We start from the raw sequence: 26,428 nt of genomic DNA, 5'->3' as shown, positions 1-26,428 counted from the left end.
CGATTAAAGAGCCAAGAACTTACGGTACGTTAGCTCTATGCGGGAGGTTATTTATTCTTAAACATATCTCTTAAATTAGCGATATTCGAACGCCCTGATTGCTGCATTTGCTCTGCAGTTTGCGCAGGTTTACGGTTTTCCCAAATCAGATCATCTTGAGGAAGTTCCATCAAGAAGCGGCTTGGTTCACAGCGAATCGTTTCACCAAATTGGCGACGCTCGCGACAAATAACAAACCACAACTCTTTTTGCGCACGAGTGATCCCCACATACGCTAAGCGACGCTCTTCATCGACATTATCTTCATCAATACTACTTTGATGTGGCAAGATCCTCTCTTCTGCTCCCACCATAAAGACGTACGGGAACTCCAAGCCTTTAGACGCATGTAAAGTCATCAATTGGACTTGATCGCCGCCCTCGTCTTCACTGTTACGCTCCATCATGTCGCGCAGCGTTAAACGAGTTACAACCTCAGGTAATGTCATCCCTTCATCAAGATCATCGCCTTGCAGCATTTCAGTAACCCAACGATACAGCTCTGAAATGTTTTTCATACGCATTTCTGCCGCTTTCGCGCTAGTACTGGTCTCATACAGGTAATCTTCGTAGTTAATTTTACGAATTAACTGCTTCACCGCATCAACAGGATCACCTCGTTCTGCCAAATCCCCTGTTTCAACGACAAAGCGGCCAAAATGATACAAGCTAGACATCGCAGCAGGCGGCAGCTCATGGTTCAAATCTGCTTCAAAGATCGCGGCAAACATAGAGATCTGCTTCTTGTTAGCAAAGTTGCCTAAGCGCTCAAGTGTTGCAGGACCAATACCACGCTTGGGTAAGTTAACAATGCGCAAAAAGGCATTATCGTCATCAGGGTTCACGATTAAGCGTAGGTAAGCCATGATGTCTTTAATTTCAGCGCGACCGAAGAAAGATGTGCCACCACTTAGCTTATAAGGAATACGGTTAGTCATTAGCGCACGTTCAAGCAAACGAGACTGATGGTTACCGCGGTATAGAATTGCGTAATCGCCAAAGGAAGTTTTACCCACAAACTTATGGCGGATCATTTCAGCTACTACTCGTTCGGCTTCTTGCTCTTCATTGGCAGCAATAAGCACTCTTATAGGCTCACCATAAGCGAGTTCACTGAATAGTGCCTTTTCATAAACGTGAGGGTTATTGGCAATCAAGATGTTTGCCGCCCTCAAGATACGCTGGCTAGAGCGATAATTCTGCTCTAGCTTAATCAATTTCAATCTAGGGAAATCTTTACCCAGTAACACTAAATTTTGCGGTTTTGCACCACGCCATGAGTAGATAGATTGGTCGTCATCACCTACCACAGTAAAGCGCGCACGCTCTCCCACCAGCAATTTAACCATTTCATATTGGCTAGTGTTGGTATCTTGATACTCATCCACCAGCATATATTGAATACGGGTTTGCCAGCGAGTTCTTACCTCTTCATTCTGTCTTAGCAATAAAGTCGGCAGTAGAATCAAGTCATCAAAATCAAGCGCATTATAGGCTTTCATATGCTGCGCATAGCGCTGGTACAATAGCGCAAACAACTGCTGCTGTTCATCTTTAGCAATTTTGCGCGCCTGCTCAGGAATAACCAGGTCGCCCTTCCAGTTTGAAATGGTCGTTGCTAGCAGCCTTAATAGATCTTTATCTTCATCAAGCTCATCTTGGGTAAGCTCTTTTAATAAAGCCAAGGTGTCTTGATCATCAAATAGCGAAAAACCCGCTTTTAAGCCAACCACCTTATGCTCACGCTTAATGATCTCAAGTCCTAAAGTATGGAAAGTTGAAATCCATAATCCACGTGCTTCTTTACGCCCCATAGACTGAGACACACGTTCTTTCATCTCGCGTGCCGCTTTATTGGTAAATGTTACAGCGGCAATATTACGTGCCTTATAGCCACATTTTTCCACCAGATACGCAATTTTATTAATAATTACTCTGGTCTTGCCACTACCTGCGCCAGCAAGTACTAAGCAAGGACCGCTAACATAGTGCACGGCATCATTTTGTCCGGGATTGAGCTTCATGGATACGTTAAAACCAAGATATTGAGGAAGGTGCTAAAACAGGAATGATAGCAGAAAGCCTTAACTAAGCGGAAAAGTTATCGACAATATCTCTTACTCAAAAATTTACAGCTATATTTATCCATAGTTCAATCATCTACTTAGCTACTATGTCCCGAAGTTTTTTCGTACAGCTACTTGCTAACATTTAATCCTAACACTAAACTAGTGAATGAACGTTCATTCACTTTTGAGTCTATTATGCGCAATAAACACGATCGCATTCTTCGTGCTGCAGAGAAAATTATCGCCGCTGGCGGAATACAAGGTTTATCAATGCAGCAGGTTGCCAAAGAGGCTGAAGTCGCAGCTGGCACTATTTACCGTTACTTTAAAGATAAAGATGAACTTGTCTTAGAGCTTAGAAAAGATGTCTTAGCTCATGTTGCTGCTTCGGTATTAGCCGATCATGACGTCGGTACACTTGAGCAAAGATTCAAAAGAATTTGGATGAAAATGCATGACTTTGGTAAACAAAGATCACCGACCAATTTAAGTTATGAGCAATACGCTCACCTACCTGAAAGTAATACCGAAGAGATCCGTGCGATCGAAATGAAGCTCTTCGAGCCATTACACCGGCTATTTGAACAAGGGCTAGAACAAAAACTGATTCAGCCTCTACATCCACGAGCGCTATATGCCATCTCGATGGAGCCAGCAATGGCAATGGCACGAGCAATGAGGCGTGGCCTCGTTGAATACGACCAAAAAGAAATCACACTTGCCTGCGATCTATGCTGGCGAGCCATTTTAATCCCAACTACACAGACCAACTAAAGGAGTTATCAGGACATGAAAAAATGGACCCTGGTGATGATTATCATTGCAGTACTGGCCTTTGGCTCAGTCATCGGTTTTAACCTATTCATCAAAGGAAAAATTGCCGATGCAATTGCCAACATGCCAGAAGCTGTTGCTCCGGTCACAGCAATTGATGTTATAGAAGCCAAATGGCAACCCACTATCAATGCTATTGGATTTGTAGAACCAAACCAAGGCGTCACTATCGCCAACGAGTTAGCAGGTGTAGTTTCAGCTATTCGCTTCGAAAATGGCAGCCCAGTTAACGATGGACAGATGCTTATTGAGCTAGACTCAAAAGTGGAAAAAGCCAACCTTAAGAGCAAGCAAGTACAATTACCGGCAGCGGAGGCTGACTACAAACGCCTGAGTAAGCTCTATAAGCAAAACTCTGTCTCTAAGCAAGATCTCGATAATAGCCAATCTAAGTACTTAGCTTTGATGGCTGACATTGAAAGCTTAAGTGCCACTATTGGTCGTCGTGAGATAAAAGCACCGTTTAAAGGCCTAGTTGGTATTCGTAATGTTAATTTAGGTGAGTACCTTCAAAGCGGCACAGATATCGTTCGCCTTGAAGATATCAGTACCATGAAGATCCGTTTCACTATTCCACAAACTCAGCTGTCTCGTATTGCTACCGGCCAAAAAGTGCACGTATATGTTGATGCTTATCCAACCGAACCGTTTGAAGGTGTTATTTCAGCGATTGAGCCTGCGGTATTTTACCAAAGTGGTTTAATCCAAGTACAAGCACAGATCCCTAATACCGATGCTAAATTACGTAGCGGTATGTTCGCCAAAGTAGACATTCAATTACCTGAGTTAACAGAGCAAGTCGTACTGCCGCAAACGGCAATCAGCTTTACCCTTTACGGTGACTCTGTTTACCTAATTGAAGAGAAAACCGAAAATGGCGAGCAAGTAAAACGCGTTAAACAAATCAACGTAACTGTACTTGAGCGTGATGAACTCAACGCCTTAGTCAGCGGTGATATTAAAGCGGGTGATAGCGTAGTGACCTCAGGACAAGTTCGCTTAAGTAATAACAGTAAAGTCAAAGTGACTGAGGATGATGCATTAACCCCTCCAGCCACATTGCCACAGCTGTAAGCGGAGGGTTAGCCAATGCGCTTTACTGATATATTTATCCGCAGGCCGGTACTTGCCGCCTCAATCAGCTTTCTGATTTTACTACTAGGCTTTTATTCGCTTAAAAGCATGCAAGTACGTGAATATCCAGAGATGACCAACACTGTAGTGACTGTAACCACCAGCTATTACGGTGCTGATTCAAACTTAATTCAAGGCTTTATCACTCAACCTTTAGAGCAAGCCTTAGCCCAAGCTGACAACGTTGACTTTATGACCTCAGACAGCTTTTTGGGTAGCTCTAAAATCTCTGTGTATATGAAGCTTAACACTGATCCTAATGGTGCTTTGGCTGATATTCTGGCGAAGGTAAACTCGGTGCGTTCCCAGCTACCAAAAGAGGCTGAAGACCCAACAGTAGAGATGTCGACAGGTGCGCAAACTTCTGCGCTATACATCTCGTTTTATAGTGATCAAATCAACTCTAGCCAAATCACTGATTACTTAGAGCGTGTGGTTAAACCTGAACTGTTTACTATTGATGGTGTTGCTAAGGTTAACCTATACGGCGGTATCAAGTACGCCATGCGTATATGGTTAGACCCCGCTCGTATGGGAGCTTTTAACCTGTCTGCTACCGATGTAATGAATGTACTGCAGGCGAACAACTATCAATCTGCAGTTGGCCAAACAAACAATACATTTACGCTACTAAACGGTACCGCTGATACTCAAGTTGCAACCGTTGATGAACTTGAGAAACTGGTTATTGGTAGCAAAGACGGCTTAGTGATCCGTTTAGGTGACATAGCCAGCGTTAACTTGGAAAAAAGTCACGATGTTTACCGTGCTCTAGCCGATGGTCAAGAGGCTGTAGTTGTCGGTCTCGATGTTACCCCTACTGCTAACCCACTGATTGTTGCAGCCGATGCGCGAGCAATGATGCCGCAAATTGAACGCAACCTGCCAATCTCAATGAAGGCTCGCGTACTTTATGACTCATCACTGGCTATTGATGAATCAATCAATGAAGTTATTAAGACCATTGGCGAAGCAGCATTAATCGTTATCGTGGTTATCACTCTGTTTCTAGGTTCGTTCCGTGCCGTCATCATTCCAATTGTGACAATTCCACTGTCGCTCATTGGTGTTGCAGTTATCATGCAGATGTTCGGTTTTACCCTTAATCTGATGACACTACTGGCAATGGTACTCGCCATTGGTTTGGTGGTGGATGACGCCATCGTGGTGGTAGAAAACGTCGACAGGCATATCAAGCTAGGTGAAACGCCATTTAGAGCCGCGATTATCGGAACCCGTGAAATCGCGGTACCCGTGATTTCAATGACCATCACACTTGCTGCGGTATACGCGCCTATTGCACTGATGGGTGGTATCACAGGTTCACTGTTTAAAGAGTTTGCCTTAACCCTTGCTGGAGCCGTATTTATCTCTGGTATTGTAGCACTGACTTTGTCACCTATGATGTGCTCAAAAATCCTTAAAGCACACTCAGAGCCAAACCGTTTTGAGCGCGGCGTTGAGAACTTCTTAAACGGATTAACAAGTCGCTATAACCGCATGCTAACAGCCGTGCTCAATAAGCGCCCTGTGGTGATTGGCTTTGCGTTTATCGTATTCGCTTCGCTACCTATCTTATTTAGCTTTATTCCGTCAGAGCTAGCACCAAACGAAGATAAGAGCGTAGTAATGATGATGGGCACAGCGCCCTCTAGTGCTAACCTCGATTATATCCAAGCCAATATGACATTGGTGACAGATATGATCAGCGCTCAACCAGAAGCGGCGGCATCTTTAGCATTCGTCGGTGTGCCTAACGCCAACCAAGCCTTTGGTATTGCGCCACTAGTGCCTTGGAGCGAACGCGACAAGAGCCAAAAGCAGATGCAGGAGTTCTTTGGTAAAGAAGTGAAAAACGTACCTGGCATGGCAGTAACCACCTTCCAAATGCCTGAGCTACCGGGCGCTTCAAGTGGTCTACCTATCCAGTTTGTTATCACTAGCTCAAGTTCATTTGAGAGCTTATTCCAAATTGGTTCAGGCGTACTTGAAAAAGTGCAGCAAAGTCCGCTGTTTGTATACTCAGAGGTGAACTTAAAGTTCGACTCAGGTTCAATGAAGATCCATATTAAGCGTGACGTTGCCGGTGCCTACGGCATCACCATGCAAGATATCGGTCTCACGCTTACCACCATGATGAGTGATGGTTACGTCAACCGTATCAACTTAGACGGTCGCTCGTATGAGGTGATCCCACAAGTTGAACGAGCATTGCGTGCTAACCCTGAAGCGCTAGCGGGTTATTACCTCACCGCAGCTGACGGTCGTTCAATCCCACTGTCAAGTTTAGTGGATGTAGAGATCATCTCAGAGCCACGCTCATTGCCACACTTCAACCAGATGAATGCAATTACCGTAGGTGGCGTTGCAGCGCCAGGCGTTGCCATTGGTGATGCTATTGCCTTCCTTAAGAACATTGGTGATAACGACTTACCTAAAGGCTATAGCTACGATTTCTTAGGTGAAGCGCGTCAATACGTGACTGAAGGCTCAGCACTATATGCCACCTTTGGTTTAGCGTTAGCGATTATCTTCTTAGTTCTTGCTAGCCAATTTGAAAGCCTTAAAGATCCATTAGTGATCTTAGTATCTGTGCCGTTAGCTATCAGTGGTGCTTTAGTTGCCTTAGGTTGGACTCATGTGTTTGGCCTATCGTCGATGAATATCTACACTCAGGTCGGCTTAATAACCTTGGTGGGGCTAATTACTAAGCACGGTATCTTAATGTGTGAAGTCGCCAAAGAAGAGCAGCTGCATAATGCCTTGAGTAAAATGGACGCCATTAAGCATGCTGCGACGATTCGCTTACGTCCAATCTTAATGACCACTGCGGCGATGATAGCGGGTCTTATCCCATTGTTATTTGCTTCTGGAGCAGGCGCTGTTGCGCGCTTTAACATCGGCCTAGTAATCGTGTCAGGTCTAGCAATTGGTACCGTATTCACCTTGTTTGTTCTACCAGTAATTTATACCTACTTGGCAGAAAAACATGAGCCTCTGCCTGTATTTGATGAAGATACTCAAGAGACTAAAGCTTCCCACGCTTAACCTTTAACCCAACCAAAAGCCTGCAGCATTGCAGGCTTTATTATTGCCATTTGATTTATCGAGTTTTGATTCACACTCAACGGTGATTATTTTGGCAATATACCTATGCTCAGGTACAATCAATTAATAACAAGCACTATGCACTTAAGCGGATATAGATAATGATTAACCCGAAGAAAATCGAAGAAGTTGCTAAGCAGTTAAGCGAAAATCTACCTAGCGGATTGAAGCAGTTCGCTGGCGAATTTGAAGAACGTAGCAAGCAGGTACTGCAAAATCAGCTACAAAAATTAGATGTCGTATCTCGCGAAGAGTTTGAAGTGCAGCAGCACGTGTTAATTAAAACCCGTGAGAAACTAGAAGCACTACAAGCGCAAGTAGACGCGCTAGAAGCTAAGTTAAACCAAGCAGGCTAACTTTACTAAGTTAGCTGCCGCGGTTCATGTATTTAAATAGAAAGAGCATCTATTATTAGATGCTCTTTTTGTATTCACAAAATGAAGTATCTCTGAATAGTATTAGTATTAGTCTTCGCTAGCACTACTCTCAAATACTTTAGCAAGCAAAATAATGCTACAAGCCAGCAAAGCTAAGTCTTTCACAATAAACTGACCGCTGCCGGTGAGCATAGCAAAGCCCATACTGGTTTCGTATGCGGGCAGGCTAATCACAAACGTTTGCGTGGCGGCAAACGTCAACGCAGCAATACAGAGCCCCGCAATATAAGCATTTTTAGACCAAGGCAGTAACGCGATACCAGCAACTGCAATCAATTCAATCACACCGATAAAATAAGAGCCGTGCAGCACGCTAAACAAGTCGTAAATCCAGCTAAATAGCGGACTTGTGCGCATCAACCCTTCAATACCATCGGCCTCGTATTGGGTGAATTTCATACCACCTATCCACAACATTACTAGCACGATTCCAGTTAACATCAGCTTCTCAGCTAGCTGGTTAATGGTTTTGTTACCACTATAAAATGAGCTAATGAACAAGGCTAAGCCAACAATACCTAGATATTTAATCAGCCCCTGACCTGCACCAATTGCTGGGAAACCACCTAAACTATCTAGCCAAACCGGGTGGGTAAACATCATCAGTAATGGCAAAGTGGCTAAACCTGCGTACAGGTAAATCAGCACTTGCGCCCAACGCTGTCGCGGCTTCAGCAGGGCAATGACCGTAAGCAATTGTACAAACCCAATAACAACTCCTAGCCAAGGGAGAGCTGGCAAGCCAACCTCCAATAATTGCTGAGAGAAATAGCTTGAGTCGTTTGCTGTAAATCTAGGCATTGCGGTCAGCAATAAAAAGCTCGCTAACAAGATCCGTGCAATCACAATAGTGTTAGCAACGGATAAGTGTTTAAGTATATTAGACATGTAAGGCTCCTATTTTTTGCAGTAGACCCGCAAAAGCAATAATGCCTTTCATTCAATTAAGTATTTTATGAAATAAGATTAATTTACGCTTCATCCACAAGGGCTAGAATGTCACGACTTCAATAGTTAGCCTTGTGGCATAACGAGTCTTCTTCAATAACGGCCTGTATTAAGGCTTTGTATACTGCGTACTGAGGCATTTTTGAATAATTTAAATCCAAACCACCCAACTCTATTTTCGCCTCCACAAACCCATAAACTGATCATCTTGGCTTGGGCGTTACTGTTAATCATCCCTGCCACTATCTATCTAACCGCTAGCAGTTTATTCCCCAGTATTGCCTTAAATACTTGGCTATCTGAAACCCTTTATTGGCTCACCAGTACAGGTACTGCACCTTATGGCATCATCACTGGCTTACTCATTCTCACAGCTTGCTATCGCAGTATGAGTAAAGCACATTTCATAAAGCTAGTATTAGCGGTTTCAATCAGTATGGCGGCCACATTAAGCCTTAATCAATTTTTAAAACCCTACTTTGCCGAGCCTCGCCCCAACGCTGCTCTACTTGAGCAAGAATACCTACTAAATACCCAAGATTTTTATCAGCATGACAAAGCCGAAAAAAGACAAATAATAACAGTTGCCATCAATCAACTTGATATTGCCCGCCCAGATCTGCAGCTTAGCTCTTCAATTAAGCGCCACTGGCAGCATGAAGTCGGTTACGCGTTTCCATCGGGTCACACACTATTTGCAGTCACCTTAGCTCTTGTTGTTGGCTATTACCTATTACTTTCGGGCAATCTAGTTATGCCATTGCTTCTATTATCTTGGGCCATTGCTATGGGCTTTAGCCGCATGTTATTGGGCATGCACTGGCCACAAGATGTCTTAGCATCAACAGCAATTGGTGGTTGTATCGCCTTTAGCAGTATTTATATGACTCAAATATTGTGGGCTAAGGTCAGTAATAAACTCAACATGCCATTAAAAACAGCGTGATCAATCACAGCCATAATATTAACTCAGCAAAATAAACTTTATTAAGACGCTTGCTTGCGCTTGATATTAATTGCGGTATTCTGCCTGCAAACAAAACGGTATTTTGATGAAAAACATGGCTGAATTGCAATTAGATAAGATTGACCTGCATATCCTCAAACTAATGCAGCAACATGGTAAATTGTCTAATCAAGAACTCGCTGAAAAGGTAGGCCTTTCGCCATCTCCTTGCTCTAGACGGGTTAAGTCACTAGAAGAAGCTGGCTATATTGCCGGCTACGCCACCTTGCTCAGTGCAGAACATTTCGATCTAGCGCTCACTGCCTATATTCAAGTGCGATTAGAAAAGCACTCAACAGATATCCTTGATGCCTTTGAGGAGAAAATCAGCAGTTACGATGAAGTACAAGAATGTTGCCTGCTCACTGGTAGCGATGCCGATTACCAAATAAAAGTACTGGTGACCGACATGAAGCACTTTAAAGTGTTCCTGCTCGACAAACTCACCACCAATGACCACATTGCGGGTGTACGTTCGAGCTTCGTCCTAAAACAAGTTAAAAACCAAACCAGCATTCCGCTACCTAGCTAGACTTCTGTTTTACTCACCTGCTTTTAGGCAGCTAAATCCACCGCAGATAGCAGCCAAGAGACTATAATCTGTGCATTCGCTCTCATTTTTCAGTTTATTCGTTAAATGATTTTATTGCGCATAAGCGTTAATACAAACCGGCCAGCGCAATAAAAAAACATCAAGAGTCAATATAGCAATAAATAAATTCAAAAATAGGCACCAAGAAGACACCAAATATTACAAAAGTAATTTTTAACGCTTTTTTTTGGCGTTGACTCGCGTTTTTAAACCACTAATATGCGCGCTCTTAGTTGATCAAGATAGTCAGAAAGAGAGCTCCAATGAGTACAGTAAAACAAGGGCACTTTAGCTCAAAGATAGGCTTTATTATGGCCGCGGCAGGTTCAGCTGTGGGCGTAGGTAATATTTGGGGTTTCCCAACTCAAGCTGCCACTCATGGCGGCGGCGCTTTCTTGCTGGTTTATCTGTTTCTGATCTTAGTACTCGGCTACCCAATGTTAATGGCCGAACTCATGATTGGTCGCCACGGCCAAACCAATCCAGCAGATGCGATGGCTAAAATCGCCAACACTCCGCTCACCAAAAGAATAGGTAAAGCAATTGGCTTTATCTCAATTGTGACCGCCACACTAATCTGTACTTTCTACAGTATTTTATCAGGCTGGTTTGTTAGTTTTGCCATTGCGCCTATTGCAGAGATAAGCGGCCAAACTCAAGCGGCTAATTGGTTAATGGATTTTAGCTTGTCGCGCAATCTAGTGTTTACCCTAATCTTTATCGCTATGGTGATTTTAGTGATCCGCCAAGGTGTACAAAAAGGTATCGAGCGTTGGTCTAAGCGTTTAATGCCTATGTTATTACTGATCTTAGTCGCTGGCGTGGTGTATATCTTGACTCAGCCTGGCGCCATGCAAGGTTTAGAAGTATTACTAGTACCTGACTTTTCGCGGGTATTTGATGCAGATGTATTGATTGGCGCGCTAGGACAGACCTTTTTCTCATTAACCATTGGTACTGCGGCAATGATGGTTTATGGCGCTTACTTAAGCCAAAAAGAAGACCTAGCTAAGCTAACCGCCTACGTCACCCTAACCGACACCTCAGTGGCATTTTTAGCGGCATTAATGGTGATCCCTGCTATGTACGTGGCGCAGCATAACGGCGTACAAATTTTTGCAGAAGATGGCAGCTTACTGAACTCTGACACCTTAGTGTTTACTGTACTGCCTGCACTATTCGATACTATTGGCGGTGTGAGCCAATACCTATTAGCGATTGTGTTCTTTATCTTAATGACCATTGCCGGTTTAACTTCAGCTATCTCAATTGTTGAAGTGCCCACCAGCTACTTAGTTGAGAAAACGACCTTAAGCCGCGACAAAGCAACTTTGCTTGTAGGCAGCTTAATTGCCGCGCTATCTATGATAGTTGTGTTTAATTTCGATAGCCTATTCAGCTTTATGATCACCCTAACCACAGAGCGTGCACAGCCACTAATAGCTCTAGGTATTGCCATCTACTTAGGTTGGGTATGGAACAGAAATCAGTTAATCACAGCGATTGGTCAGCAAGAAGGTGTGCAAGCTAATAGTCTTTTCTGGAAAGTATGGCCTTGGTATGTGAAGTACATTTGCCCACTTTTAATCATCATGATTATTGTGCAGCTAATTAGCTAAATAGCTAAATAGCCGCATTTTGAGCAAACTTTGTAAGGGCGATATTATCGCCCTTTTTCTATGTGCGCCCCTCAAGAAAGTGAAGCCTGTCACACCTACCTGTGACCCTTTGTCGCACCTTGGGACAAATTGGTTTGCTGTATTTATAAAGCCCTGTAAAACAGGCGAAAAATAAATAACGACAGTGACACCATGATGAACAAGAAAAGTATTTTGACGATTCCTTTCGTCACCTTGGGATTAATCTCTCTCCCCTGCTTAGCCAATGAAGCTGTGACAAAAACTGACGAATCGCCAACTGTAGAGCGCATCGTGGTCACTGGCGAATTGATGAAAGACCCAACCAAAACCTATACCGACCCTAAAAAACCACGCTTACCTTTACCTGCATATGATGGCGCAGGATTTTTAAAGACCATTCCAGGTTTTAGTATCGGCCGAAAGGGTGGCGCAGGTGGTGATCCTAGCCTACGCGGCTTAGGCGGCTCCCGTTTAAGTATTGTTGATGATGGTCAGCATGTCGCTGGTACCTGCGGCGGACGTATGGATCCACCAACAGCCTATATTTACCCTGAAGCCTACGACAATATTACCGTAATTAAAGGGCCACAAACCGTTAAGTACGGTCCCGTAGGTAGCGCAGGGACGGTGTTATTTGAAAAGGACCGTCACAGCTTTGATGAACCGGGGCTTGATGGCCGCGCGAGTATGACCGCAGGTAGCTTTGGTCGTACCGATTACTTGGTCGAGCTGAAAGCGGGTGACGAAAAACATTACTTCGATATGGATGTTAACCAGTCATCAAGTGATCATTATAAAGATGGTGATGGCAATAAAGTGCAATCGAGTTACGACCGTTCTAACTACAACTTTGCACTTGGTTGGACTCCAACTGAACAAACCGTTTTAGAGCTTGCCTATGGCAGTTCATCTGGCGAAGCTGAGTATGCCGACCGTGCCAATAAAGCCCGCGAAATTAGCAATGAAAACCTAACCTTTTTACTGCAACACGAATTTGATAGCCAGTGGTTAAACAGCATTGAGCTGCAAGCTTACACCAATGAAAATGACCACGTCATGGACCAATTTGACCAAGGGGTCAACTCGGGGACTAACGTTAGACGCACCACCTCGGGTGGGCATTTATGGCTCGACTTTACTTTAGCCAACGACTGGACATTAACTGCTGGCGTTGACCATATGGACAGTACCCATGAGGGTCGCAGCATTAATCCTACTGTTGATAATGGACTCGATGACCTGCTCAATAAACCGTTCAAAGACAATATGCGCTATCAAACCAGTGGCTTATTTGTTGAATCCACCTATGAGTTACCCCATGGGCAATTGCTTGCAGGCGCGCGTTATGACCACTGGAAAACCGAGCTTATGGTTGGTCAACAAGGTGAACGCAGCGATGACTTGTTCAGTGGTTACGGTCGCTATGAGTTAACGTCAGGTAACAGCCAGTACTACGCAGGTGTTGGCCACGCGCAGCGCATTCCTGATTACTGGGAGATCATGAAAGCCGATGTGAATAACCCAAGCCAAAAAGCCTTCGACTTAGCGCCAGAGAAAACCACTCAGCTTGATATCGGTTGGATCTACGAAGCGGATATCGCTATCTCTACTTCACTGTTTTACGGTGAGATCCGTGACTATATCTTAATTGATGCCAATACAGATAAAACCAGTGCTTACAACATTGATGCGACAGTTTATGGCGGTGAAGTCGCTGCAACGATTCCGCTAACCGAGCATTTTTCAACGCAAACAAGCGTTAGCTATAGCCATGGTGATAACGACACTGCAGGCACTCCACTTGGGCAAATTCCACCGCTTGAGGGACGTATTACCTTAGATTACCAATACAATCAATGGGCAGCGGGCTTACTTTGGCGCCTAGTGGCAGCTCAAGATCGAGTGGCTATTGGAGAGGGGAATATCTCAGGCCAAGACTTAGCAGAAAGTAGCGGCTTTGGTACGCTTTCGTTCAACGCAAGTTGGAAGCACAACGATGCACTCTTGGTTAGCTTTGGCGTAGAAAATCTATTTGATATTACCTATGCCGAGCACATTAGTCGCTCAGGTGCAGGTAACGACATTCCAGGCAGCGAACCAACATTTCAAGTTAATGAACCCGGCCGCACTGCGTGGGTAAAAGTGGATTACACTTTCTAATCTTTAGCTTTTTAACTAAAAAGTCCGCTCAACTGAGCGGACTTTTTGTTTTTCAATGAACAACTAATACTTAGCTGCTAATACCGAATTAGCTAAGCCAGCACTTCTTCCAATGCCTTTAAACATAAGGCAACGTTTTCACGACGAGCACCATAACCCATCAAACCGATACGCCACGCTTTACCCGCTAGTGCACCAAGGCCTGCACCAATCTCAAGATTGTAGTTTTCTAATAGTTGCTTTCTAATCTTCGCGTCATCAATCCCCTCAGGAATATAGACTGCATTTAACTGCGGTAAACGCTGCGCTTCAGTGACTACAAATTTAAGCCCTAAACGCTGTAGTCCGTGACGCAATACTTGATGCATATCCGCATGACGCTGCCAAGCAAGCTCTAACCCTTCTGCCGCTAATAAACGTAGTGATTCATGTAAGGCATAAAGCGCATTAACCGGAGCAGTATGGTGATAACTGCGCTTGCCATCGCTCGATGCATCCCAGTACCCCATCACTAAGGTTTGATCTAAAAACCAGCTCTGCACTGGCGTTTTACGTGCTTTTAGCTTCTCAACTGCAGCTGGTGAGAATGACACAGGCGATAACCCCGGCACGCAAGATAGGCACTTCTGACTGCCAGAATAAATGGCATCAATACCCCACTCATCGACTCTTAACTCTACGCCACCTAATGAAGTCACCGCATCAACAATCGACAAACAACCATGCTGTTTTGCTAAGGCACATAAAGCCTGCGCATCAGACAAGGCGCCAGTTGATGTTTCTGCATGCACAAACGCTAAGAATTTAGCATCAGGGTTTGCAGCCAATGCGCTTGCCACGAGATCAGCGTCAACCGCTTCGCCCCATTCGTTATCAACCACGACCGCAATACCACCAACACGTTCTACGTTTTGGCGCATGCGCTCACCAAACACGCCGTTACGGCAAACAATCACTTTTTCACCTGGCTCGACCAGATTCACAAAACAGGTTTCCATGCCTGCACTACCTGGCGCTGAAACCGCTAACGTCATCTCATTGGTCGTTTGAAAAGCATATTGAATCAGCGCTTTAAGCTCATCCATCATAGCGACAAATAAAGGGTCTAAATGACCAATAGTTGGTTTAGCCTGCGCAGCTAATACTTCAGGATAAACATCTGATGGGCCTGGCCCCATTAAAATACGGCGTGGCGGTGAAAATGATTCAATAAAAGGTGCAGGTAACATGTTTTTTTCCTCTAAAACTAGGCGCTTTTATAAGGTTAGGATTTGACTGCTGCCATGCTGCTAGAACGATAAATATCGAAAAGCCCCTACGTGTTAGTCAGTCTTTAGTGGAATATTATTATTGTTATATCTTTATTGGTGTAAAACTGTTCACTAAAAAAGCAATGTAACGACAATACTACAGAAGAAGCTCCAATACTATCAACCGCCTAACTGATAATATTTATAGCGATTAACAGAAATAAAAAAGGCAGCGACATGTAAAACGCCGCTGCCTTTGATGCCCTAAAAACTCCATCAATCGCGATTATCTAAGAACAGTTGATACGCAGGACTGTCTGTTTCTTCTTGATAGACAAAGCCTAAATCAGTTAAAAACTGCTGGAACGGTAAACTATCACTCGCTGGCACTTCAAAACCCGCCAGCACTCTACCGTAGGCTGCACCATGATTACGATAATGGAATAAACTGATATTCCATTTGCTTTGTAAGGTGGTTAAAAACTTAAACAGCGCACCAGGGTGCTCAGGAAACTCAAAGCTAAACAAACGCTCTTCTATCGGTTCTGGCGGCTGACCACCCACCATATAACGCACATGCAGCTTAGCGGTTTCATCATTCGATAAATCTTGTACTCCAAAGCCTTCAGATTCTAGCTTAGCAATAATTTCATCTAACTCATCTTGGCCTCGCGATAAACGAATACCCGCAAACACTACCGCTTTATCACGACTACTAAAGCGATAGTTAAATTCGGTCATTGCCCGTTGTTCTAACAGCTCACAAAAGCGTAAAAAGATCCCCGGGCGCTCCGGCACTTTTACCGCTAGAATAGCTTCTTTTTGCTCACCTAATTCGCAGCGTTCAGACACATAACGTAAGCTATGAAAATTTACATTGGCACCACTGAGAATCGCGCCAAGCTTCTCACCTTTGCCGTTAATGCCGATATACTTTTTTAGGCCTGCCAGCGACAGCGCACCTGACGGCTCAGCAATCGCACGAGTATCCTCAAAGATATCTTTGACCGCAGCACAGATTTCATCTGACGTTACGGTAATCACGTCATCAACATATTCACGCGCCAATCTAAAAGGCTCAGCGCCAATCTGCTTTACCGCTACGCCATCAGCAAATAATCCAACTTGCGATAACACTACCCGCTCATCAGCGTCGATTGCCGCCTTTAAACAAGCAGAGTCTTCAGGCTCTACGCCGATGATTTTAACTTGTGGCATCACGGCTTTATAATAAGCAGCAACCCCGGCAATCAGCCCGCCGCCACCAACAGGTACAAATACCACTTCAAGATCCCGCTGCTGCTGCAACATCTCTTGCGCAACGGTACCTTGGCCGGCAATCACGGCTTCATCGTCAAACGGCGCCACATACACACGGCCTTCATTTTCAGCCAAACTTTGGGCATAGGCATTCGCTTGATCAAATGCTTGTCCGTGCAACACCACTTCACCGCCCAAACGTCTAACCGCATCGACTTTAATATCCGGCGTGGTTTCTGGCATCACAATCACCGCGCTAATACCACGAGCTGACGCAGACAATGCTACGCCCTGAGCATGATTGCCAGCTGAGGCGCAAACAACGCCGCACGCACACTCATCTGTCGTCAGCTCAGCTATTTTGTTATAAGCGCCACGCAGCTTAAAAGAATGCACTGGCTGCATATCTTCACGCTTTAAAAATACCTGACAACCTAAGCGCGCTGACAGCTTGTTCATGCTCGATAATGGCGTCACTTTAGCGACATCGTAAACCGACGACAGCAAAATTTTCTGTAAATAATAGTGGGCTAAATCCAGTTGTGATTGTGATGCTAAAGCCAACATAAACTACCTCTTAAACCCGTTAAATCCATTACACTAATTTACTGGTATCACGCACAGCGCCTTTATCGGCACTGGTCGCAAGTAGCGCATAAGCTTTAAGCGCTAGTGATACCTGCCTTACACGCCCCAATGGCTTCCAAGCATCTTTGCCTAGCGCTTCCATCGCAGTGCGACGCGCGGCTAATTCAACATCACTGATCGCCAATTTGATGGAGCGTGCAGGAATATCAATTTCAATTCGATCGCCCGTTTGCACTAAACCTATGGTGCCACCAGCTGCAGCCTCAGGTGAAACATGGCCAATAGACAAACCTGACGTACCACCCGAGAAGCGACCATCTGTAATCAACGCACACTTAGTGCCAAGACCACGAGACTTTAAGTAACTGGTTGGGTACAACATCTCTTGCATACCGGGTCCACCTTTAGGGCCTTCATAGCGGATCACCACCACATCGCCAGCTACCACTTCACCACCTAAAATCGCAGCAACTGCGTCATCTTGGCTTTCATACACACGTGCACTACCAATAAAGGTATGGTTTTCGACTTCAACGCCTGCAGTTTTAACGATACAACCATCGACGGCGACATTACCTGCTAATACCGCTAAACCACCTTCTTGGCTAAAGGCAAACTCACGGCTGCGGATACAACCTTCCTGACGGTCATCATCAACACTGTCCCAGCGACAATCTTGGCTAAAGGCTTTAGTGGTTGGAATACCTGCAGGGCCTGCCGAGAAAAACTTACGTACAGCAGCATCGTCACTCTGAGCAATGTCGTATTTAGCCAATACTTCCGCCAAGTTTTTACCCGCTACGTGATAGGCAGTATTGTGCAGTAAGCCTGCTCGGTCTAACTCACCTAAAATGCCCATCACACCACCGGCGCGGTGCACATCTTCCATGTGATACTTTGGCGTTGCTGGTGCCACTTTACAAAGGTGTGGTACAAGGCGAGAAAGTCGGTCGATATCTGCCATGGTAAAATCTACTTCAGCCTCTTGCGCCGCCGCCAACAAGTGCAATACGGTATTACTTGAACCACCCATCGCGATATCAAGTGTCATCGCATTTTCAAAGGCATCAAAATTGGCAATATTGCGTGGCAATGCTGACTCGTCATCATCGCGATAATAGCGCGTCGCTAAATCCATAATGCGGCGCCCAGCCTCTAAGAAAAGCTCACGACGATCAGCGTGAGTCGCCAGCATTGAGCCATTACCCGGTAGCGATAAACCTAGCGCTTCAGTTAGGCAATTCATTGAGTTAGCAGTAAACATGCCCGAGCATGAACCACACGTAGGGCACGCGCTGCGCTCAATCTTTTCGCTGTCTTCATCTGATACACGCTCGTCTGCACCGGCGACCATAGCATCAACCAGATCGAGTTTAATCAGTTTATCTGAAAGCTTAGTTTTACCCGCTTCCATCGGTCCACCAGAGACGAAAATCACTGGAATGTTAAGACGTAGCGAAGCCATTAGCATGCCCGGAGTGATCTTGTCGCAATTAGAAATACACACTAAGGCATCGGCGCAATGCGCGTTGACCATGTATTCAACGCTGTCGGCTATCAGCTCGCGTGACGGTAAGCTATAAAGCATGCCGCCGTGGCCCATCGCAATGCCGTCATCAACAGCAATAGTATTAAATTCTTTAGCGATACCACCGGCTTCTTCAATCGCGCCAGCAACTAACGAGCCCATATCTTTAAGGTGCACATGCCCAGGTACAAACTGAGTAAACGAGTTTGAAATAGCAATAATCGGCTTACCAAAATCATTATCCTTAACGCCTGTTGCACGCCATAATGCACGTGCTCCTGCCATATTACGGCCTTCGGTACTGGTTGCTGAACGTAGTTTTGGCATTGCTTTATCCTTGATATAAAATGGGTCATTCATTGACGCATTTATGCTGATTCTTTATTGCTTAACCCAACCGAGTTAAGCCACTTCAATTTGTTTTCTGTGTTTATTGTTAGATAATTAATCGGAGCTTATGGATGTTATAACACCTCTAGCCAGCCCCATTTATCTTGCGTCTCTCCGTTAAATAAACCGAAGAAACTTTGCTGAATTTGTTTGGTGATCTCACCACGCTTACCTGTGCCAACTTCGATACGATCAACACTGCGCACAGGTACAATCTCAGCTGCAGTGCCAGTCATAAAGATTTCATCGGCAAGATAAAGAAACTCGCGCGACATCTGCTCTTCAACCACTTCATAACCTTGATCCCGTGCCAAGGTGATAATCGTGTCGCGCGTTAGCCCCATCAGAATAGCGGCAGTTGCTGGCGGTGTGTAGATTTTGTTCTTTTTAATCACAAATATATTGGCGCCAGCCGCTTCGCTCACTAAGCCGTTAGTATCAAGAGCAATCCCTTCATCAAAGCCGTTGCGTTTAGCTTCGGTGGAAATTTGTAATGATGAAAGGTAATTACCTCCCGCTTTAGCACCAGTCGGAATAGTATTGGGCGCTAAGCGATTCCATGACGTTACTGCCACATCAACACCCGCATCCATGCTGTCTTCACCTAAGTAAGCGCCCCAAGGAAACGCAGCGACCATTAAGTCGCACTGAGCATCTTTAGGCGGCGTAATACCCATGCCCACATCGCCATAAAAAGCCAATGGTCGGATATAAGCACTGCTTAAGCCATTACCTAAGACTGCGTCGCGGCAAGCTTGCATGGCATCATCGAAACTATAGGGGATCGGCATACGGTAGATCTTGGCTGAATCAAATAATCGCTGCACATGCTCAGTTAACCGAAACCCCGCTGGGCCATTTGGCGTATCGTAAACTCGAATACCTTCAAAAACCGACGTGCCATAATGCAGTGCGTGAGACATAACATGTACCTTAGCATCACCCCAAGGCATCATTTCACCATTGAACCAAATTAATTCTGCTGTTTTAGCGGCCATTTTCTCACCCTTTCTATTTTGCTAATGCGGTAGTTGAATTGCTTACTAATACGCGGCAATCAATGACATCAATAAGCTTATCTATCTGATTAGTCAGCAAGCCAATTTCACGCTCACTCTCTACCAACATGTCGATGCTGGTACTGTTATTACTATTAATCTGCATACTTAAGTTGGCGACCTTAAAACCACGATGGCGAGCAACGCGTAAAACACGCTCTAACACTTCAGGTCTTTGCTGCACGTTTAACGCTAATGAGTAATTGTTCATATTCTTGCTCTCCATCTTGCTTAAATCCTGTCGTTTCAATGCTTCTGCTTTAATACTTGTTTCAAGTCAGTCATGCCGTAATTGACTTAAGCCAATACCAATTAAGTTTGCTTATCCATCTCTTCCATCATGTCTTGGTTCGAGGCTCCCGGCGGCACTAACGGCCATACATTGTGAGCATCATCAATCGACACGTGCAGTAAGAAAGGTCCTTCGCTATTGAGCATCTCATCTAAGCCAGCTTCAACTTCACTGGCTTTAAAGATGTTGCGTCCAGGGATATCGAATGCCGAAGCCATTTTTACAAAGTCTGGGTTATCTGACAGGTCGGTTTCGCTATAACGCTCTTCAAAAAACAACTGTTGCCACTGCTTTACCATGCCGAGCTTTTGATTATCGATAAGTAAGATTTTTACCGGTAAGCGCTTGCGCTTAATCGTCGTTAGCTCCTGTACATTCATCATAAAAGAGCCATCGCCTGATACTGTTACTACTGTGGCATCTGGGCGTGCCACTTTAGCGCCAATTGCAGCGGGTAAGCCAAAACCCATAGTGCCGAGACCAGCACTTGAAAGATGGTCTTCCGGTCGATTGAAAAACATATGCTGTGCAACCCACATTTGGTGCTGACCAACATCACAAGCCACGACACTGTTTTTCGGTAACTTATTGGCTAAACGGTTTAACATTGCTGGTGCGTAGATTAGCTCACCGGGACGGTCATAACGCCACTGATGCGTTTGTTTCATCTCATCAACCTTGGCTTGCCATGACGCAAACTGCTCACCTAGATTTTGACTTAATGCAGGCAGGATTTGGCGTAAGTCGCCAGCGATAGCCACTTCAGGTAAGCGTAATTTGCCAAGCTCAGCAGCGTCTATATCAAGGTGAATAACTTTGGCGTTTTCAGCAAAGCTAGCTAAACGGCCGGTAACTCTATCGTCGAAACGTGCGCCAACCACTATCAATAAATCACATTCTTGTACGGCTAAATTCGCCGCCTTAGAGCCATGCATCCCCAACATGCCCAAGTAACCAGGCGTATCTATGGTAATAGAGCCTAGACCTTTGAGTGTTGCCACTGATGGAATGCCGGTCACTTGAATAAAGTCGCGTAATTGCTCAACAGCACTCGCCATACCCACGCCGCCGCCAACATACAGCATTGGCTGCTTAGCTTGTTCGATAAGCTCGCGCGCATCGTTAATTTGCTCTGGGGTATGCTCAGGCTCGGCGCTGATAGCTTGCAGAGGTGTTTTATATTCCAGCATGGCAATTTGTACATCTTTAGGAATATCCACCAATACCGGCCCCGGACGACCTGATGCAGCGATTTCAAAGGCTTTATAAAGCGTCGGCACTAGCTCATCAACATTAGTCACCATAAAGCTATGTTTAGTACATGACAGTGACATACCTAGAACGTCGATTTCTTGAAACGCATCTGTACCAATAACCGCTGTGGAAACTTGACCTGTGATAGCAACAACTGGCACAGAGTCCAGCAGCGCGTCAGCAAGTGAGGTGACTAAATTCGTTGCCCCAGGGCCAGATGTGGCAAAGCAAACCCCTGTTTTGCCACTTGCTCTGGCGTAACCCACAGCTGCAAATGCAGCTCCTTGTTCGTGGCGGCTAAGCAGATGCTCTACCGGGCTACCATAGAGCGCATCGTAAATAGGCATAATCGCTCCGCCAGGGTAACCAAACACTGTTGTTACACCATGTGCGGCAATCGCTTTTATGACTGCGTCTGCGCCTCTTATCATTTGCCCTTGTTCCATCAGCTCTTACTCCACTACATTTAACTTTATTTCTTAAGGGGTTAGCTTTTGCTTAACCCCTTAAACGAAAAAACCCCCGTTCCTTTCGGAGCGGGGGTTTTTGCAATCTTAAACCTAAGTTAGGTATGTCGATTCGATATGCGCAGCCCCCGCTGTGATTTAATAATCACGACGGTAATAATCACAATAATCAGCTGGGCAGCTTGTTTGAACATATTCGACTTGTATCCTAATCAGATTCTTTGCTTAAATTCGGTGTCGTTTAAAACGCGACCATTTAGAAGTACCACAAAGCCTATAAAAAACACAATAAAAAACTTTTTAACATCAAAATTAATCAAGTTGAGCCTATTCCTTTATCGACTCATATACTGACAAATAATCATGTTCTGCCTAACGGATTTAATACCACTAACGTGTTAATCATTAATGTTTTTTCTAAAATATCTTTTGTCTCTAACAAACACTTTAACGACCAAGAGTCTAGAGCGGGTTACCCTCCAGACTATTGGTAAAAAAGTGATTAACTTTCTTCGACAATGCGCTTCATTTCGGTCATATAGCCACGTAACTCAGCACCAATCTTTTCAACGGCGGTACCACGAATTGCCGCATTTACTTCAATTAGGCGTACGTTATCGACACCGTTACTCGCGTCTTGCAAGCCACCACCTAAGTACTCGGCAGACATGTTAGCCACATAGTCGCTTAGTAAAGGCAGTGCCGCATGGTTGAACAAATAACAGCCGTACTCAGCTGTATCTGAAATCACTACGTTCATTTCATATAAACGTTTACGTGCAATGGTATTAGCGATAAGCGGCGTTTCATGTAAAGACTCATAGTAAGCAGACTCTTCAACAATCCCTGCTGCAACCATGGTATCGAACGCAAGCTCAACACCCGCTTTAATCATGGCTACTAAGAAGATGCCCTTATCGAAGTATGCTTGCTCATCGATATGCTCTTCACAACCCGGTGCATTTTCAAAACCAGTATCGTTAGTCTCGCTGCGCCACTTAAGTAAATTAGCGTCATCGTTAGCCCAATCCGTCATCATGGTCTTAGAGAATTCGCCACCGATGATGTCGTCCATATGCTTTTCAAATAGCGGCTTAAGGATAACTTTAAGCTCTTCAGCCATGTCATAAGCTTTGATCTTGGCAGGGTTAGAGAGTCGGTCCATCATGTGCGTGATGCCACCGTGCTTTAGCGCTTCCGTGGTGGTTTCCCAGCCTTGCTGAATAAGCTTAGCTGCGTATCCTGGCTCAACACCATCGGCAACCATCTTCTCATAACCAAGAATCGCACCCGTTTGCAGCATGCCGCATAAAATGGTTTGCTCGCCCATCAAGTCTGACTTCACTTCGGCAATAAACGATGAATGTAAAACGCCAGCACGATCGCCACCTGTTGCACTCGCATAAGCCTTAGCGATATCAAAACCTTCAGCCTTAGGATCATTTTCAGGGTGAACTGCAATCAATGTTGGTACACCAAAACCACGCTTATATTCTTCACGAACTTCAGTACCCGGACACTTAGGTGCCACCATGATTACCGTGATATCTGGACGTACTTGCATGCCCTCTTCAACGATATTAAAACCATGAGAATAAGACAGGGTTGCACCTTGCTTCATCAGCGGCATAACAGTGTTAACTGCATTGGTGTGTTGCTTATCTGGAGTAAGGTTGAGCACTAAATCCGCATCAGGAATAAGCTGTTCAATGGTGCCAACACGGAAACCATTGCCCGTGGCTTTTTGGTACGAGTCGCGCTTTTCATTAATCGCTTGCTCACGCAATGCAAAAGAGATATTCAGACCTGAGTCACGCATATTCAAACCTTGGTTCAAACCTTGTGCGCCACAACCTAAAATAACGATGTTCCAACCTTTAATAAAGTTACAGCCTTCGCTAAATTCACTACGATCCATAAAGCGGCATTGTGCCAGCTGTTCTAATTGTTGACGCAAATTCAGAGAGTTAAAATAGTTAGCCATCTGATATACCACCTTGATTCTGGACATTTAAACGGGCTGACTCTTAACCGAGCCACGCTGTGATTAAGGTCACTATAGCGCAAGCTTTTGATTGCTTAAAATGATATATTCGAAACGTCATATTGCATTTATTGCAACATCAATAGCCAGAGCGAAATATAAAGGTTACGTGAAAGTAGCTGCAGGAATAGCGGAGTCACTGTGGATATAAGAACCATCAAGCTTTATTTGCATCTAGCAGACAGCTTACATTTTGCTAGAACGGCGCAGGCGATGCATGTCAGTCCATCGACATTAAGTCGTGCGATGCAAAGATTGGAAGAGGAAGTTGGCGCACAATTATTTCAACGCGATAATCGCAGTGTCACCTTAACCAGTGCTGGGGTCGAATATAAAAACTTTGCCGAAGTGACGCTGGCTCAGTGGGCTAAATTGAAAACAAAATTAGATCCCAAGCAAGATGTTCTAAGAGGCAAGCTCAATATCTATTGTTCGGTCACTGCTGCCTATAGCCATTTACCGGGATTACTCGACCGCTTTCGCCGTGAGCACCCTCAAGTTGAAATAGCCCTGATCACTGGTGATGCTGCAAACGCGGTGAATGAAGTACGTAATAATCGTGCCGATATCGCGATTGCAGCGCTACCCGATGCTTTTCCTGACACCCTACATTTTGCCAAAATAGATGACGTCCCTTTATCCATCATCGCACCAACTTTTAGGTGTCAGGTACAAGAGTTATTAACCGAATCTTATATCCCGTGGGATAGACTCCCCTTTATTGTTCCAGAACACGGACCCGGTCGAAAGCGAATTGATAACTGGTTCAAATCATTAGGCTTAACACCCAATATTTACGCACAAGTATCGGGACAGGAAGCAATAGCTTCGATGGTCGCACTTGGATGTGGTGTCAGTATTACTCCAGAGGTGGTAATTAACAATAGTCCAGTGCGTGACCGCATTCAGTTGTTAAGCTCACCAATAGAAATTCCGCCATTTGAACTTGGCTGTTGCTGCAAAGTAAAACGCCAGCAAGAGCCTATTATCGACGCCTTTTTAAGTGCTATCTAACTTACTTCTGAATGCGCTTGGACACCATTAATGATCAAGTTACGTAACCAACTATGACTTGGATCTAGGCTAAAGTGTTTATGCCACACCAGCACATAAGCACCTGGCTCAACTTTTACCGGCACGTCTAAGCAAACTAAATCATAGTCGGCAATCATCTGCATCAGGTATTTCCGCGGAGCACATAAAATCAGATCGCTATGCTCACATAAACCCAAGGCACAATTAAAGTCAGTCATGTTAACCGCGATATCACGCTGTAAATGCTGCAACCTAAGCACATCATCTAACAACCAATGTTCAACACCTCCAAAGGCCACCTGTAAATGTCGATACTTAAGGAAAGTGTCGAGATCCCAAGTCTCTTTTAATAAAGGGTGTCCACGCCTAACTAAACATACTGGATAGTCACGGATCAGTTCTGCATAACCAAGCTCTTCCGGCAAGTTATTCATATGCAACAAAGAGCGGTTATCCCATTCGCGGCAAATAATCCCCATATCGATTTCACAACGCAATAACTTATCCATACTGTCATGTGACCAAGTCTGACTATTAACACTAACTAATGGTGCATCTTTCAAAAGTTTGGGCATAAAGTGCGGATAACTTAGCGAGTAAGCAGTTTCAACTACATGCATTCGAAATCGGCGCTGACTTTCAGCAGGTTCGAAAGTACTCGGGCGAGTAAACTGATCAAGCCGTTGTAATACCTCTCTAAGTTCCGGTGCTAACTCCAGAGCTCTAGGTGTCGCCTTTAATCCATAAGCCGTGCGCTCAAATAACTGATCATCAAAAGTCTCCCTTAATTTACTTAGCTGTTTACTCACTGCCGATTGGCTCAAATGTAATCTTGAGGCAGCAGCGGTAACACTCTGCTCTTCGAGCAAGACTTCTAACACCCTAAGTAAATTGAAATCCAACTGTTTCACATAGACCTTCTATATAAACACGCTAACCTACAGACATCATAAAGCCTTTATGACCCAGGAATAACAAAAATCAGGACAATATCGATATTCAACCGATAAAAAACCAACTGCAAATGGCCTATGACCTATGACCTATGACCTATGACCTAAAAGGATGTACGAAGAGTCGATTATGTGAAGCATATAATCGCACTCGGTTCGCGCAGCGAACTTATGGAGCTGAAAGCAAAGTGTTTTGAGTACGTGTTGAATGTTTAGAGATGATGACAATAAAGGATAGCGAAGCGCTATTTATTGAATTGATGTTTGCCTATAAAAAGCACGATATTTAGTAAATTCCAGACGTAAAAAAGCCCGCTACAGGGTAGCGGGCTTTGATACTAA

Annotated in this window: 19 protein-coding genes; 9 read left to right on the top strand and 10 right to left on the bottom strand. The window is 44.7% G+C overall.

The window, feature by feature from the left end:
• Window positions 1-47: 47 nt before the first annotated feature.
• Window positions 48-2,063 (bottom strand): DNA helicase Rep, encoded by a 2,016-nt coding sequence (gene rep, locus AB4298_RS21030; protein ID WP_249000814.1) that lies wholly within the window; start codon window positions 2,061-2,063, stop codon window positions 48-50.
• Window positions 2,064-2,303: 240 nt separating this feature from the next.
• On the opposite strand from rep, the gene AB4298_RS21025 reads away from it, so the two are divergent.
• The 4 genes from AB4298_RS21025 (at window position 2,304) to ubiK (ending at window position 7,540) form a co-directional block, all read left to right on the top strand.
• Window positions 2,304-2,882: a TetR/AcrR family transcriptional regulator gene (locus tag AB4298_RS21025; protein ID WP_249000813.1), complete on the top strand. Its 579-nt coding sequence runs from the start codon at window positions 2,304-2,306 to the stop codon at window positions 2,880-2,882.
• Between the two features lie 15 nt (window positions 2,883-2,897).
• Entirely contained in the window at window positions 2,898-4,016 is a 1,119-nt protein-coding gene (locus tag AB4298_RS21020) for an efflux RND transporter periplasmic adaptor subunit (protein WP_249000812.1), read from the top strand.
• A 15-nt stretch (window positions 4,017-4,031) separates the two neighbouring features.
• Window positions 4,032-7,124, top strand: coding sequence for a multidrug efflux RND transporter permease subunit (locus tag AB4298_RS21015; protein ID WP_371988307.1), 3,093 nt, complete (start codon window positions 4,032-4,034; stop codon window positions 7,122-7,124).
• Window positions 7,125-7,285: 161 nt separating this feature from the next.
• Window positions 7,286-7,540: a ubiquinone biosynthesis accessory factor UbiK gene (ubiK, locus tag AB4298_RS21010; protein WP_249000810.1), complete on the top strand. Its 255-nt coding sequence runs from the start codon at window positions 7,286-7,288 to the stop codon at window positions 7,538-7,540.
• 108 nt (window positions 7,541-7,648) lie between these two features.
• Here ubiK and AB4298_RS21005 read toward each other — a convergent pair whose 3' ends face one another.
• Window positions 7,649-8,509: a DUF417 family protein gene (locus tag AB4298_RS21005; RefSeq protein ID WP_371988306.1), complete on the bottom strand. Its 861-nt coding sequence runs from the start codon at window positions 8,507-8,509 to the stop codon at window positions 7,649-7,651.
• Between the two features lie 202 nt (window positions 8,510-8,711).
• On the opposite strand from AB4298_RS21005, the gene AB4298_RS21000 reads away from it, so the two are divergent.
• From AB4298_RS21000 to AB4298_RS20985, 4 genes are all read left to right on the top strand, one after another.
• Window positions 8,712-9,515, top strand: coding sequence for a phosphatase PAP2 family protein (locus tag AB4298_RS21000; RefSeq protein WP_371988305.1), 804 nt, complete (start codon window positions 8,712-8,714; stop codon window positions 9,513-9,515).
• Between the two features lie 115 nt (window positions 9,516-9,630).
• On the top strand, window positions 9,631-10,107 hold the full coding sequence (locus AB4298_RS20995; protein ID WP_220781537.1) for an Lrp/AsnC family transcriptional regulator: 477 nt from the start codon (window positions 9,631-9,633) through the stop codon (window positions 10,105-10,107).
• 323 nt (window positions 10,108-10,430) lie between these two features.
• Window positions 10,431-11,786: a sodium-dependent transporter gene (locus tag AB4298_RS20990; protein ID WP_249000807.1), complete on the top strand. Its 1,356-nt coding sequence runs from the start codon at window positions 10,431-10,433 to the stop codon at window positions 11,784-11,786.
• A 195-nt stretch (window positions 11,787-11,981) separates the two neighbouring features.
• Window positions 11,982-13,967, top strand: a complete 1,986-nt coding sequence (locus AB4298_RS20985) for a TonB-dependent copper receptor (protein ID WP_371988311.1) — start codon at window positions 11,982-11,984, stop codon at window positions 13,965-13,967.
• A 92-nt stretch (window positions 13,968-14,059) separates the two neighbouring features.
• Here AB4298_RS20985 and AB4298_RS20980 read toward each other — a convergent pair whose 3' ends face one another.
• From AB4298_RS20980 to ilvC, 7 genes are all read right to left on the bottom strand, one after another.
• Complete coding sequence (locus AB4298_RS20980; protein WP_249000805.1) at window positions 14,060-15,196, bottom strand: pyridoxal-phosphate-dependent aminotransferase family protein; 1,137 nt, start codon at window positions 15,194-15,196, stop codon at window positions 14,060-14,062.
• 297 nt (window positions 15,197-15,493) lie between these two features.
• On the bottom strand, window positions 15,494-17,044 hold the full coding sequence (ilvA, locus tag AB4298_RS20975) for a threonine ammonia-lyase, biosynthetic (RefSeq protein WP_371988304.1): 1,551 nt from the start codon (window positions 17,042-17,044) through the stop codon (window positions 15,494-15,496).
• 28 nt (window positions 17,045-17,072) lie between these two features.
• Window positions 17,073-18,920 (bottom strand): dihydroxy-acid dehydratase, encoded by a 1,848-nt coding sequence (gene ilvD / locus AB4298_RS20970; protein ID WP_371988303.1) that lies wholly within the window; start codon window positions 18,918-18,920, stop codon window positions 17,073-17,075.
• 137 nt (window positions 18,921-19,057) lie between these two features.
• Window positions 19,058-19,981 (bottom strand): branched-chain amino acid transaminase, encoded by a 924-nt coding sequence (locus AB4298_RS20965; RefSeq protein WP_249000802.1) that lies wholly within the window; start codon window positions 19,979-19,981, stop codon window positions 19,058-19,060.
• Between the two features lie 13 nt (window positions 19,982-19,994).
• Entirely contained in the window at window positions 19,995-20,252 is a 258-nt protein-coding gene (gene ilvM / locus AB4298_RS20960; protein ID WP_248472621.1) for an acetolactate synthase 2 small subunit, read from the bottom strand.
• A gap of 101 nt (window positions 20,253-20,353) precedes the next feature.
• Entirely contained in the window at window positions 20,354-22,033 is a 1,680-nt protein-coding gene (ilvG, locus tag AB4298_RS20955) for an acetolactate synthase 2 catalytic subunit (RefSeq protein WP_249000801.1), read from the bottom strand.
• Between the two features lie 523 nt (window positions 22,034-22,556).
• Window positions 22,557-24,038, bottom strand: coding sequence for a ketol-acid reductoisomerase (ilvC, locus tag AB4298_RS20950; protein ID WP_371988302.1), 1,482 nt, complete (start codon window positions 24,036-24,038; stop codon window positions 22,557-22,559).
• A gap of 201 nt (window positions 24,039-24,239) precedes the next feature.
• Between ilvC and ilvY the strand changes: the two genes are divergently transcribed.
• Window positions 24,240-25,112 (top strand): HTH-type transcriptional activator IlvY, encoded by an 873-nt coding sequence (gene ilvY, locus AB4298_RS20945; RefSeq protein WP_371988301.1) that lies wholly within the window; start codon window positions 24,240-24,242, stop codon window positions 25,110-25,112.
• Here the strand turns inward: ilvY and AB4298_RS20940 are convergent.
• Window positions 25,109-26,044 (bottom strand): LysR family transcriptional regulator, encoded by a 936-nt coding sequence (locus AB4298_RS20940; RefSeq protein WP_220781526.1) that lies wholly within the window; start codon window positions 26,042-26,044, stop codon window positions 25,109-25,111. The two genes, ilvY and AB4298_RS20940, sit on opposite strands and share 4 nt — an antisense overlap.
• Window positions 26,045-26,428 lie beyond the last annotated feature (384 nt).

This window comes from Shewanella sp. 10N.261.52.F9 (assembly GCF_041471165.1).
Classification (GTDB): Bacteria; Pseudomonadota; Gammaproteobacteria; order Enterobacterales; family Shewanellaceae; genus Shewanella; species Shewanella marinintestina.
The sequence above is the reverse complement of the archived record's forward strand: the minus strand, read 5'-3'. Positions and strand labels throughout refer to the sequence as shown.